Below are 12,820 nucleotides of genomic sequence, written 5' to 3'. Positions count from 1 at the left end.
CTATTCGGCGGCAATCGGAACATTTGGCCGCTGATTTTCCGGGTTATCGCGGTCTATGGTCAGTTTGGCGCGAAGCTCGTGAATGTCGCGAATGCGCTTGATCTCGTCAAAGCAATCGGCGGCCTGTTCATGCCCCTTGCGGATCATCGCCACCCATTGCTTGATGCGCCCGGCCTGATGGTTTTCGGTAGTGTCATCGGCATTCATCAGATCGATATAGGTCAAAAGCATCGTCAGGACATCGGACCAGCTTTGCTTTTCAAGATTCTGACCGGTCTCAAACGCCTTGATCCGATTGGCGATATCCGGGGCGGCAATCGCCCCGCGGCCCAGCATGAAGGATGTGCAGCCGGAAATATCCCGGCATTTCGCGTAATCCTCGACCGTCCAGATTTCGCCATTGGCCGTCATCGGGATTGAAATGGCGTCGCGGATGCGCGCCAGATATTCCCAATGTGCGGGTGGTTTATATCCTTCCAGCTTGGTGCGCGCATGCACTGTCAGGTGCTGGGCACCGGCGGCCTCAACCGCGCACGAATGGTCCAGAAACAGTTCCTTGTCGGCATAACCCAGACGGATTTTTGCACTGACCGGGATATGATCGGGAACCGCCCGGCGCACGGCCGAAACAATGTTAAAAAGGTTGTCGGGGCATTTCAAAAGCGATGCACCGGCTTCGCGTTTATTCACCGTTTTGGACGGGCAGCCGAAATTGATATCGATCCCCGGCGCGCCAAGGGATGCGACAAAGGCGGCATTTTCCCCCATCAGTTCGGGATCATGCCCCATCAACTGCACCAGAACCGGCGTGCCCGATGCCGTTTTGCCGCCCTGAAGCAATTCGGGGCAGTAACGGTAAAACACATGGGCCGGAAACAGGTTTTGCGACACACGGATAAACTCGGTCACGCACAGGTCAAACCCGCCCGTCGCGCTCAGCAACTGCCGAACGCGCCAGTCGACCAGTCCTTCCATTGGTGCAAGCACCAGATGCGTCATGTGCCGATTATCCCGTTTCATGAAATCAAGTGCGCGGCTTTTAACACAAACCGCAACATCATGCCGGTCAAAAATCACAGATCAGGTTTGCCCTGCCAACAGCAGGATCGGCGAATTAAGGCCAATTTGGCTTATTTCCGACAAGGTTTCAGCGAATTTCCCGCCCACCTTCATAAGGTCAATCACAATAAAACGACCCGAACGAATGGTTCGGGCAGGAGAGTGTGGAAATGCTGTATGTCATCGAAAGTGCGCTGGACGAAGTCGAAGCCGTATCGCGCGATGCCCGTGAAAAACTGTCACGTCTTGAAACCGTGATGAAATCAACGGCGCAAAATCTGAAAATCCTCAAAGACAAACTCGAACAGCCTGCCACCAACGGCTAGCCTGCCGGTCTTTTTTCACCAGACATTGTCTTGTATCCCTGTTTCTTTACCCCTGTTTTGGGTAGAATAACTTGCGGGTCCGGCATACGATCCGGGCGGCTCATTGGTGCGCACTAAAACGGGTGCGCCACCCATAAGCCGTTGACCCGGTTTGACCGGATTGTTGATCAGGATCATGGGGACTGATAGCAAACCGGGCTATGACAGCGGCGATTATGACAGGCCGAATTGCGGCCTGCTTAAGACAAAGAGATTTCGAGCTGTCATATAACCGGCAGCCAATAACGGAGGACAGAATTTGCTTTATATCATCGAAAAAGCTTTGAACGAGATCGAAGCCATGCCGCGTGACAAGCGTGAAGACCTGGCGCATCTCGACACCGAAATCAATGAAGCCGTCGAAAAGCTGAAAATTCTTAAGGCAAAACTCGAAGCAGCTGGCGAAAAGAAATAAGACCTGCTGCGATGAGCTATCCGATCAAAGGTCGCGCTTTTGCGCGGCCTTTTTATCAGAAAGAAGGCTTGGTCAGCATAAGCCAAATGATCGCCAGAACCGCGAAAAATGCGGGAAACCCAAAGGCGAACCAAACGCGATAAAGACGGCGATAGGCTGGTTGTAAGGGAATTTGTTCGGAATCTGCAATTCTTGCCAAATCACGGAGTTTGATTTGAATCCAGACGACAGGAAGCCAGAATAGCCCGACAAACACGTATAATCCCAAAGACAGCGCAATCCACCCTTCGCTCGGCTCCCAGCCAACGAGCTGCGTCAGGATATAACCCGAAATGGGTTGGGCGACTGCTGCTGTTGCGGTGAAAATACCATCTGCCAGAACAACAGTGCCAGCTGTATGCGCGATGAATGCGGGATTTCCTGAACGGTTTGAAATCACGAAGAAGAAAGCTATTCCCGCACCGGTTCCAAACAGAACAAACGCCCCGATAACGTGCAGGAACAAAACGATTTCGTAAATCATCTTTCGTTTAGAACCGCCAGTGTGATCATGGAAAGGGCAATCCCCGGAAATACTTTTATCATGGGTCCCATTGGATCAAGCCAAAGGTCGGGTGCTATAACGATACTGCCAAACACGTAACACAGCGATAAACCTATCATTGCAAGGCAGGCGCTTTTGCAGGTCCTTTTTGCAAGGGCGCATAGGCCAAGCAAAAGGTCGGCGACTGAACCGCCAAAAACAAACAGGTGCGCAAGGGAAGGTTCAACGCCACGCGAAATCAGCAGGTTTTGCGCATTTTGCTGCGCATAAAACCCGATCAAGCCTGACGAAATCCAAAACAGTGACAAGATCGCGATAGAAAAAGGAACCAACAGATAGATACGAGAAAACCAGCGTTCCTGAATGGTTGCAGGCATCGTATCAAGTACCTGTTCAAGGGGTTGGCATGGCCTGCCACCATTTGAAATCCACGAACTCGAATTGCCTGTGATGCCTGTATCGAGTACGGCAAGAGCATTGCTACGCAGCGGGGATCGCCAGCCAAACCACCCCAGAATATCGGCAAACGCGCCAATGGCTTTTAACAGGAAGGGCGGAAAATCAAAACGGTATCGCCAGTCCGGGAAGCCGAGCCATTTGCGGATTCTTGTCTTCAATTGATCAAACGCATAACACTCGTCCGCTGTAATATCGGTCAGCAGTTTTGGCCGTATTGATCCTGACGCTGCCTGAACCACGGCATCTGCAACATCGTCAACAGAGACGATTTGAACCGGGACTTCAGGAAAGATGCGCATATTGACGATGGGAAATGCCGATGCTGCGCGTAGAAGTGCCGTGCCGCCATATGCGTCACGAGCGATCACCAGACTGGGGCGCAACACATACCATTCCAGTTTGGATTGCATGATGATCTGGTCGCCGCGGGCTTTGGTGCGCATGAAATCTGTTGATGCCTGAATGTCTGCACCAACGGCTGATATCTGAATGAATTTTTTGCCAGAATCTCCAATCGCTTCCGTGATTCTGGCAATGGATGTTTCATGAATCGCAATCAGGTTGTCACGCGCGCCATTTTGCAGTGCGCCTGCGGCATTGACGATGATGTCGGCATTGGACAGCAATTCCCGCCAATCTTGGGTGCTGGCAGTGGAAATATTGATTTCTCGCCATTCTATCGCCGGATTGGATTGCTTTCCCTTGTCTATCGACCGGCCAATTCCAACAACGGAAAAGCCGTCTCTTACAAGGGCTCTGATACAGGCGGAACCGATCAGGCCATAACCGCCAAGCACGTATACAGTCTTTTGTGATTGCATCAGTGTCTTCATACAAATGAAATCATGCGGAGTGTGTTAAGCGTTTCTTTTACACGCGGGGCGATTTGAAGGCACTGAAATAAATGACTAATTGCCGACTATTTCAAGCATGTGGTGTCTTGATCAGCCCAAGCATTTCCTCGACCGCGGCGGTCGGGTTGGTTGACCCGGCCAGAACATCGGCTTCTAGGGCTTTGAGGCGTCCGGCGACATCTTCGCGGGCGGTAAAGGTTTCAAGCAAACGGTCACGCAGCATGGTCCACATCCAGTCGCGTTGCTGACGCGCCCGTTTCGCAGTGAACTCGCCTTCGTTTTCCATGATGGTGCGGTGCTGGTTGATCAAATCCCAGACCTGATCAAGGCCGTCATTGATCAGGGCGGAAACCATGATCGATTGCGGTCGCCAATGATGGCTGCTGGGTTGCAGGATGCGAAGGGCGGATGAATATTCGCGTTTGGCTTCGCGGGCCTTGGCCGGGTCTGCATCGGCCTTGTTGACCGCGATCAGATCGGCGATTTCAAGAACGCCTTTCTTGATCCCCTGCAATTCGTCCCCGGCACCGGGCAGCATCAGGACCAGAAAGAAATCGGTCATCTGGGCGACCATGGTTTCGCTTTGACCGGCCCCGACGGTTTCGACCAGAACCACGTCAAAACCGGCCGCCTCGCACAGCAAAATGGTTTCGCGGGTCATGCGATTGACCCCGCCGAGATAGCCGCTGCTGGGCGATGGGCGGATATAGGCATTCGGATCGATTGAAAGTTCATTCATCCGGGTCTTGTCACCCAGGATCGAACCACCTGACCGCGCACTTGTCGGGTCAACCGCCAGCACGGCGACCTTTTTCCCCGCCTTGGTCAGGTTTTTGCCAAAGGCCTCGATAAAGGTGGATTTGCCGACACCCGGCACACCGGTAATGCCGATCCGCTGTGATCCGCCGGTATGGGGCATCAGGCGCGAAAGAACGTCCTGCGCCTGATCAAAATGTCTGGCATTGCGGCTTTCGACCAGCGTGATCGCGCGTGACAGAATGGTGCGGTCGCCAGCCAGAATGCCATCGACAATCTCGTCGGTTGAAAGAACCCGCCTGCGCACCGTTTTGCGGGGCTGGCCCTTGGGGCCGCCCGATACGGTGCGCAGTGTTTCCGGTGCATTTTGGGGCGCACTCTTTGGCGCGGTTTCTGTCACGATCTCGCCTTCACAATCAGGCCGCTTCCTCGGACGTTGATTCCTTCAGCTTTTCTAACAGGTCACAGGCCGCTTCGGCAATCACGGTTCCGGGCGGGAAAATCGCCTCTGCCCCGGCTTCGTAAAGTTTGTCAAAGTCCTGCGGTGGGATAACACCACCGGCAACGATCATGATGTCTTCGCGGCCAAGCTTGTCCAACTCCGCACGAAGCTGCGGCACAAGTGTCAGGTGACCGGCGGCAAGAGAACTGGCACCGACGATATGGACATCGTTTTCAACCGCCTGCCGGGCGGCTTCTTCGGGTGTCTGGAACAGCGGGCCGATATCGACGTCAAAGCCAAGATCGGCAAAGGCGGTTGCGATGACTTTCTGGCCGCGGTCATGCCCGTCCTGCCCCATCTTGGCAATCAGGATGCGCGGGCGGCGGCCTTCGGATTGTTCGAACTCGTTTACCAGCCGGTCGACTTTGGCCAATGCTTCGTTATCGGCACCGACTTCGGTTTTATAGACCCCCGAAATCGACCGGATCACGGCTTGATGACGGCCATAAACCTTTTCAAGCGCGTCGGAAATCTCGCCCACCGTGCATTTCGACCGGGCGGCCTGCACGGCAAGATCAAGAAGGTTGCCATTCCCCTGATCGGCGGCATTGGTCAGGGCGGTAAGGGCGCTTTCAACATCCGCATTGTTGCGTTCGGCGCGCAGACGTTCCAGCTTGGCGATCTGCTGACGGCGGACCTCGGCGTTATCGACCTGCAAAACATCGACCGGGCGATCATCGGTCGCGCGGTATTTGTTCACGCCGACCAATGTCTGACGGCCGCTATCGATGCGGGCTTGCGTGCGGGCAGCTGCTTCTTCGATGCGCATTTTCGGAATGCCGGCTTCAATCGCCTTGGCCATGCCGCCCTGTTCTTCGACCTCAAGAATATGGGCCCATGCCTTTTCCGCCAGATCACGCGTCAGACGTTCAACATAATAGGACCCGCCCCACGGATCGATGACCTTGGTCGTGCCGCTTTCCTGTTGCAGGAAAAGCTGCGTGTTACGCGCAATGCGCGCCGAAAAATCGGTCGGCAGGGCCAATGCTTCGTCAAGGGCGTTGGTATGCAGCGACTGCGTGTGGCCTTGGGTTGATGCCATCGCCTCGACACAGGTGCGGATGACGTTGTTAAAGACATCCTGTGCTGTCAGTGACCAGCCCGATGTCTGGCTGTGCGTGCGCAATGAAAGCGATTTGGGGCTCTGCGGATCGAACTGTTTGATCAGCTTGGCCCAGATCATGCGGGCGGCGCGCATTTTGGCGATTTCCATAAAGAAATTCATGCCAATCGCCCAGAAGAACGACAGACGCGGCGCGAATTTATCAATCGGAAGACCAGCAGCCTGACCGGCACGGGCATATTCGATGCCATCGGCCAGGGTATAGGCCAGTTCAAGGTCCGCGGTCGCCCCGGCTTCCTGCATGTGGTAGCCGGAAATCGAGATCGAATTGAATTTCGGCATGTTTTGCGAGGTAAAGGCAAAGATGTCCGAAATGATCCGCATCGAGGGTTTCGGCGGATAGATATAGGTATTGCGGACCATGAATTCCTTCAGAATGTCATTCTGAATGGTGCCTGAAAGCTGTTCATGCTTCACACCCTGTTCTTCGGCAGCCGCGATATAAAGCGCCATCACCGGCAGAACCGCGCCATTCATGGTCATGGATACCGACATCTGATCGAGCGGAATGCCATCAAAAAGGGTCCGCATGTCATAGATGCTGTCAATTGCCACACCGGCCATGCCGACATCGCCGGTTACCCGCGGATGGTCGCTGTCATAGCCGCGATGGGTGGCAAGGTCGAAGGCAATCGACAGGCCCTTTTGCCCGGCGGCAAGGTTGCGGCGATAAAACGCGTTGGATTCTTCGGCGGTCGAAAAACCGGCATATTGCCGGATCGTCCAGGGTTGCTGGACATACATGGTCGGATAGGGGCCGCGCAGGAAGGGCGGCATGCCCGGCATGGTGTTGAGATGATCAAGCCCTGCCAGATCATCCGCGCCAAAGACGGCCTTGACATCAATGCCTTCGGGCGTGGTCCAGGGTGCTGTATTGACCGGGCTGGTCGGGCCGGAAGTTGCGCCATCAAACAGCGGCAGATCGGAAAAGTCCGGAATCCGGGTCATGGTTATTTTACCCCCAGATGTGAAAGGGCCGTCTCGCAGATCGCAAGAACATCCGCCCCGATAAATATGAAATCATCGATACCGGCCGCCTCGTAATCGGCCCTCGCATCGCCGGGATGCCCGGCAAGGTAAATGCGGGTCGCCTCGGCCTGTTTAAGGGCTTTGGCAATATCGGCGGCCATGTCGGCATATTGCGGGTCCGATCCGCAAATGACTGCGATTTTGGCACCACTTTCAACAAATGCCTTGGCGGTTTCGCTGGCATCGGCAAAGCCGTTATTGAGGATCGCCTCAATCCCGCCAGCTTCGAAGAAGTTTCGGGCAAACATGGCGCGCGCGGTATGTTTGGCAACCGGGCCCAGATTGGCCAGAAAGATTTGCGGAAATTTGCCGGTTGATGCCTTGTGGGCATCGGCACGATCCCGCAGGGTTTCGAAGCTTTCCGAAAGACGATGGGTTGGCAGCGGATCGATGGTTGTGCCCGCGGCCTTGCCATAAAGGGCTTCATACATCTGTGCGATGGTGGCACCGGATTTGGCCGCCGTGATCAGATCCTCAAGGCTGATGCCGATTGCATCCTTAAACCCGGTCTGGCGGGCTTTGGCTTCCTTGCGGATTGTCGTCAGGTCTTGCGCATCGCAGGTGACTTTGGCCTCTGTGATGTTGGGGAATTCCGACACCCCGGTCAGGGGATCGCGCCGGGTGGCAACGCGGTTTGCGCGGTTCTGCCAGATTTCCGAAATCTCTTTTTGCAGGGACCCGTCGGCAAGTGCCTTGATAATGCCGCCCTTGGCTTCAAGTGACTGGAACCGGCCCCAGGCATTGGATGCCAGTTCGCGGGTCAGGTTTTCGATGAACCATGAACCGCCTGCCGGGTCGATCACACGATGAACGTTGCTTTCTTCCTGCAGGATCAGTTGGGTGTTGCGCGCAATGCGGCGTGCAAAGCCATCAGACAGGCCGATCAGATGATCATAGGGCAGGCATATAACGCTATCGGCACCGCCCAGACCGGCGCTCAGGCTGGTGACGGTGGTGCGCAGCATATTGACCCACGGATCAACCTTCGACAGCGACATTTCGGCCGATATGGCATTGATCGTGATGGTGGCATCATCGACACCCGATGCCGAAAGAACCCGGCTCCACATCAGGCGAAGCGCGCGCAGCTTGGCAATCCCGGCAAAGAAATCGGTGCCAACCGCCACATTGAACGCAATCGCGCCTGCCGCCTGATCAATCACCATGCCGGTATCGGTCAGCGCGCGAAGGTAGGTCACACCACCTGCCAGCAGGTAGGCAAGTTCCTGCCCATCGGTTGCACCGGCATTATAGAACGGCGCGCCATTGACGGTGATGGCGGTGGCATGAGGAAAACGGTCGATCAGATCGGCGGCAATATCGGCGGCCTTTTTGATCGCATCATCGGCGGAAACCGGAAGGCACCCTGTTGCTGCCAATGTGCCAATCGGATCGATGTTAAAGGCTGGTGCGGCGTCGCTTGCAAAATCGTCATCCGCGTCGGCGCTGTTTTGCCCATCCTTTTCAAGGCGCGCGGCCAAAAGGGCGGCGGCCGGAATTGCGGCGGCACCGGCATCAAGTGCGACGGTGGCAAGGTTGGTATAGACATCGTCAAGTGTGGCATCGAGATCGGCAAGGCAGTGAATGGCAATGCCGTCAATGCCAGCATCGCCCGATGTGACATCCGCCCCCGTGCGTGCGGCGGCATCCAAGCGTAGCAGAACCGACGTTGCGCCGTTTTCCAGATCGTCGAGAATCGCGGCATTGACCGATTTGGGATCGGGATGGGCATGAAGCTGGCGGATGTCCCAGCCGCTGGCGGCGTCCTTGGCATCGACGGCGGCACACAGGACCTGATGGATCAGGCGGGTTGCGTCGTCCTGATCGTCGTTGGTGTAAAGCGGCTGCATCGCGAAACCGTCAAGCATCCTTGTGACCAGTTTCCTGTCAAAGGATGCGCCTTTCAGGCCGGATTCCGCCAGTTGACGCCAGCTTGCATAATCGGCGGCTGGAAACTCTGAGGCCAGCTTTAACGGGTCTGTCATGCTCTCTCCCGGTCGCGGTCGGATCTTTTCGGATCTGGGCCGATATCTATTTTACAACGGATTCCCTCCGCCCGGTACACCCCGCCCGGTCCGGCAGAAACAAGAGCCATCTTTCGGTATCTGGCTTATGCGCCGCCAAAAACGGCGCAGTTACAGTTGCGAGGGCAGCTTCGGCCTTGATCGCGGACATGCGCCGGACCGCACCGATATTCCCGAAAGAATGTTTCATATCGCATCTGCGACATGGCGGTGTTTATAGCACCCGCCCATAATTACGTAAATAGGCATGGAAATACCTATTTAGATCAATGTTGCGATCATCCATCAGCATTCCGTAACGTTATCCTTCTGAAAAGTGGTTGTTTTCTGCCAAGGACGAGATTGATGAACGGATATTCATGGCGTGCCGCTGCCATTATACTTTGGCCGGATTATGATGGTTTCTGGGAAAAATTGCGGGGTTTAACCAATTTGACATTTTCGTCTGCCAGATTGGCGCTGTCCCAAATCTCGGAGTATTGCCATCCATGAATGCGCTTAGCGCCGTGCCGCCCCGACCAATGAATGACGGTCTGGTGGTGTTTGCCGACGACAGCCCCAGCGCCAAGGCGGCTCTTGAAACCGTTTTGCGCCGTGCCGGCTATGACGTGGCAGGGTTTGACTGTGCCGACGATCTGATCGACCAGCTGGACGGTCTTTATCCGCGGGCGATCATTCTGGATCTTGAAATGCCCGGGATGAGCGGGTTTGAAGCCTTTTGCGAGATTCGACGCCGCTATCCGAATGCGGTTGAAGTGCCGGTTCTGTTCTTCTCGGCCCATTATGATGCCGATACGCGGGCCCAGGCCGATGCCCTTGGCGCGGCGGACTTTATCAGCAAGGATGCCAGCCCGATGGTGGTGATCGAGCAGCTTAACCGGGCGCTTGATAAATCCATGAGCCATTGCTGAACTATTTTTGGTAATCGTCCATATTTTTCATTTTCAGTGAAAAATCAAAAAATCGGGTCTTTTGGCAAAAAATGCCGTTGGACCCGATTTTTTGTATTCCTCATATCATACTATTTAAATGCCATCTCAGGCGTGGCGAAGTTGCGCCGGATCACCTGATGGCATGGTGATCGTGTGGTTTTCGTCCCCGTGGACATGATAAAGCTGATCACCGGCAAGTGTGACCGACGGATCAATCGCCGGGCGGTGGGTGAGGCGGTCATAGATGGCCGCAAAATCGGCATCCATCGCATCGAAAAGCTGCTGATAGTCGGTCAGCACGAAATAGGTTTTCTGGAAATCATCGATGGCATAGTCAGTTGCCATCACCCGTTCGAGGTCAAACGCCACCCGGTTGGGGGTTGGATCGGTGACGGAATAGATGGTTTCCGTTTGCGATGACAGCATGCCCGCGCCATAGGCGCGCAATCCGTGTTCGGTCATGATCAGGCCAAACTCGACCATGTACCAGTACATCCGGGCAAGTTTCTTGAGCCCGCCTTTGGCAATGGCTTCGGGGCCCTTGGCACCATAAGCCGCCAGATAATCGGCAAAGACCGGATCATAGAGCATCGGCACATGACCAAAGAAGTCATGGAAGATGTCGGGTTCGACGAGATAGTCGATTTCCTCGGGCTTGCGCAGCCAGACGGTCACCGGGAAACGCCGGTTGGCGAGATGATCGAAAAACACATCATCGGGCACCAGCCCCGGCACCGCGACAAGGTGCCAGCCGGTGGCGGCATGGAGCTTCTCACTAACCCGGCCGAAATGCGGAATTTCATCGGCGGCATCAAGTTTTTCAAGATTGCGGATGTAATCGGGGGCGGCATAGCCCGGCAGGATCGCCTTCTGGCGGGCATAAAGTTTCCGCCAAAGGTCATGTTCGGCGGCGGAATAGGATGCCCAGTCCTGGGCTACGGTGTAGTCATCATTGATGTGGCTGTAGTCGCCGCGCAGATTTTTGTTCTGGTCCATGACGGTCCTCGTTTGCTCCCTGATGAGATTTTCTGCACGGACCATTTTACATCAATTCAAATGTCATTTTCGCGCGATATAGGGATCAAAATGCGTTATGGTTGATCAGATGTGACCGCATAAACCATTTTGAGGGCGAAAAATGACCGATGTGCTGTTGAGCCCAACCGATATCAAAATCCTGCAAATCCTTCAGCACGACGCATCGATCAGCAATGTGCAGCTGGCCGAAAAGGTCGGCATGTCCCCATCGCCCTGCCTGCGCCGGGTCAAGCAGCTTGAGGCATCGGGCATCATCCGCCAGACGGTGGCGTTGCTGGACCGCAAGAAGGCAGGGCTTGGCGTGCTGGCAACCATTCAGGTCCGCCTGCAACGCCACACCGAAGAAGGGGCCGAGGATTTTGCCAAGGCGATGAACGACCTGCCGCAAATCATGTCCTGTTGGGCGATGACCGGGCGGCAGGATTTCCTTTTGGTCGCGCTGGCGCGCGATATTGAAAGCTTCGGGGATTTCGTGACGCACAAGCTGTTATCCATGCCCAATGTACGTGATGTGCAGTCAAGCCTTGTGCTGAAGGAATACAAGAACCAGACGGCCATTCCGGTTGGTCATCTGGCGGGTGGGTGATCGTTTTGATCGCGCTGCACCGCATCACGGGTGATGCTTGCTTTTTTGGGGTGATTTCGGGCATAGGTTTGATCCTGTTTTGAATGCGCCCCGGTCATGGAGAGCCCGAAGATGTCTGCCAATTCTGCCAACCAGATTGCTGCCAATCCGATTCTTGTCGAAGCCACGCGTGGCGGGATGGTCGAAAGTTTCCATCGCGGGCGGTATGTCGTGATGAAGGCCGATGGCACGGTGGTTGCCGAAGGGGGCGATATTGACGCGTTGATGTATCCGCGATCCGCGATCAAGCCGTTGCTGGCGATCCCGCTGCTTGAAAGCGGGGCGGCGGATGCCTTCGGGCTTGAGGACAAACATATCGCGCTGGCCTGTTCGTCGCATAATGGCGAGGAAGAACATGCCAAGACCGTTGCCGCATGGCTTGAGAAAATCGGATTATCCGTCGATACGCTGGCCTGTGCGCCGCATTATTCGCTAAGCCTGAATGCGGCGATCAAGCAGGCGTCTGATCATGTGAAGCTTTCAAAAGCGCATAACAATTGTTCGGGCAAGCATTGCGGGTTCCTGACGACCGCGCAGCATCTGGGCGATGATCCCGAAGGTTATATCGAGGAAGCCCATCCGGTTCAGCAGCGCCTGATCAGAATTCTGGAAGAAATGGGCGATTGCGATCTGTCGTCCACGCCACGCGGTATTGATGGATGCGGCATTCCGGTGATCGGGATGCGGTTGCGTGACCTTGGCCTTGCCATGGCGCGCATGGCTGATCCAAGCGGATTGGCACCGAAACGTATTGAAGCGATCAAACGCATCCGCAAGGGATGTGCGCAAGCCCCGTTCATGGTGGCGGGCACCGGGCGTTTTTGCACCGGGATCATGGAAGTGTGCGGCGAGGATGCGCTGGTCAAGGTCGGGGCCGAAGGCGTTTATTGCGCAGCATTCCCCAAACAGGGACTTGGCGTTGCGCTTAAGATCGATGATGGCACCCAGCGCGGGGCCGAGGTTGCGATGGGCGCGATATTGCGCCAGCATGGCGTGATTGACGATGCCCGTGCCGAGACGCTCAAGCAATATCTGACGCCGGTTCTGACCAACTGGGCGGGCAAATATGCCGGGGATTTGCGTCCGGCATTCTGA

12 protein-coding genes and 1 riboswitch are annotated in these 12,820 nt (G+C 55.4%); of the genes, 5 read left to right on the top strand and 7 right to left on the bottom strand.

Going from position 1 to position 12,820, the window contains the following annotated elements; all coding sequences use genetic code 11:
- Positions 1-999, bottom strand: a complete 999-nt coding sequence (locus IT971_RS19325) for a tRNA-dihydrouridine synthase (RefSeq protein WP_252724159.1) — start codon at positions 997-999, stop codon at positions 1-3.
- 230 nt (positions 1,000-1,229) lie between these two features.
- Between IT971_RS19325 and IT971_RS19320 the strand changes: the two genes are divergently transcribed.
- Both IT971_RS19320 and IT971_RS19315 read left to right on the top strand, forming a co-directional pair.
- Positions 1,230-1,385 carry a hypothetical protein gene (locus IT971_RS19320; protein ID WP_156487991.1) on the top strand — a complete coding sequence of 52 codons (156 nt, stop codon included), beginning with the start codon at positions 1,230-1,232 and terminating at the stop codon, positions 1,383-1,385.
- Between the two features lie 298 nt (positions 1,386-1,683).
- Positions 1,684-1,839: a hypothetical protein gene (locus IT971_RS19315; RefSeq protein WP_156487990.1), complete on the top strand. Its 156-nt coding sequence runs from the start codon at positions 1,684-1,686 to the stop codon at positions 1,837-1,839.
- Positions 1,840-1,894: 55 nt separating this feature from the next.
- Here IT971_RS19315 and IT971_RS19310 read toward each other — a convergent pair whose 3' ends face one another.
- The 5 genes from IT971_RS19310 to IT971_RS19290 all read right to left on the bottom strand — a co-directional run bounded on the left by IT971_RS19310 (position 1,895) and on the right by IT971_RS19290 (position 9,091).
- Positions 1,895-2,362 (bottom strand): DUF2269 domain-containing protein, encoded by a 468-nt coding sequence (locus tag IT971_RS19310; RefSeq protein ID WP_063094266.1) that lies wholly within the window; start codon positions 2,360-2,362, stop codon positions 1,895-1,897.
- On the bottom strand, positions 2,359-3,663 hold the full coding sequence (locus tag IT971_RS19305; RefSeq protein WP_065702158.1) for an SDR family oxidoreductase: 1,305 nt from the start codon (positions 3,661-3,663) through the stop codon (positions 2,359-2,361). The genes IT971_RS19310 and IT971_RS19305 overlap by 4 nt, the downstream gene beginning before the upstream one ends.
- A gap of 103 nt (positions 3,664-3,766) precedes the next feature.
- Positions 3,767-4,852 (bottom strand): methylmalonyl Co-A mutase-associated GTPase MeaB, encoded by a 1,086-nt coding sequence (meaB, locus tag IT971_RS19300; protein WP_082822628.1) that lies wholly within the window; start codon positions 4,850-4,852, stop codon positions 3,767-3,769.
- Between the two features lie 16 nt (positions 4,853-4,868).
- A complete protein-coding gene (gene scpA / locus IT971_RS19295; protein WP_063094269.1) occupies positions 4,869-7,025 on the bottom strand; it encodes a methylmalonyl-CoA mutase in 2,157 nt (718 codons plus the stop codon).
- Positions 7,026-7,027: 2 nt separating this feature from the next.
- Positions 7,028-9,091, bottom strand: a complete 2,064-nt coding sequence (locus tag IT971_RS19290) for a methylmalonyl-CoA mutase family protein (protein WP_063094271.1) — start codon at positions 9,089-9,091, stop codon at positions 7,028-7,030.
- Positions 9,092-9,205: 114 nt separating this feature from the next.
- Positions 9,206-9,306: riboswitch (cobalamin riboswitch) on the bottom strand.
- A 312-nt stretch (positions 9,307-9,618) separates the two neighbouring features.
- Between IT971_RS19290 and IT971_RS19285 the strand changes: the two genes are divergently transcribed.
- The gene (locus tag IT971_RS19285) at positions 9,619-10,041 is read left to right on the top strand and encodes a response regulator (RefSeq protein ID WP_007091698.1); all 423 of its coding nucleotides are present in this window, start codon (positions 9,619-9,621) and stop codon (positions 10,039-10,041) included.
- Positions 10,042-10,167: 126 nt separating this feature from the next.
- Here IT971_RS19285 and phhA read toward each other — a convergent pair whose 3' ends face one another.
- The gene (gene phhA / locus IT971_RS19280; protein ID WP_063094273.1) at positions 10,168-11,058 is read right to left on the bottom strand and encodes a phenylalanine 4-monooxygenase; all 891 of its coding nucleotides are present in this window, start codon (positions 11,056-11,058) and stop codon (positions 10,168-10,170) included.
- A gap of 142 nt (positions 11,059-11,200) precedes the next feature.
- On the opposite strand from phhA, the gene IT971_RS19275 reads away from it, so the two are divergent.
- Both IT971_RS19275 and IT971_RS19270 read left to right on the top strand, forming a co-directional pair.
- Entirely contained in the window at positions 11,201-11,686 is a 486-nt protein-coding gene (locus tag IT971_RS19275; RefSeq protein ID WP_063094275.1) for an Lrp/AsnC family transcriptional regulator, read from the top strand.
- Between the two features lie 111 nt (positions 11,687-11,797).
- Entirely contained in the window at positions 11,798-12,820 is a 1,023-nt protein-coding gene (locus IT971_RS19270) for an asparaginase (protein ID WP_063094277.1), read from the top strand.

The organism is Thalassospira sp. B30-1 (assembly GCF_015767575.1).
GTDB classification, from domain to species: domain Bacteria; phylum Pseudomonadota; class Alphaproteobacteria; order Rhodospirillales; family Thalassospiraceae; genus Thalassospira; species Thalassospira xiamenensis.
This window is presented reverse-complemented; position numbering and strand designations above follow the sequence as displayed.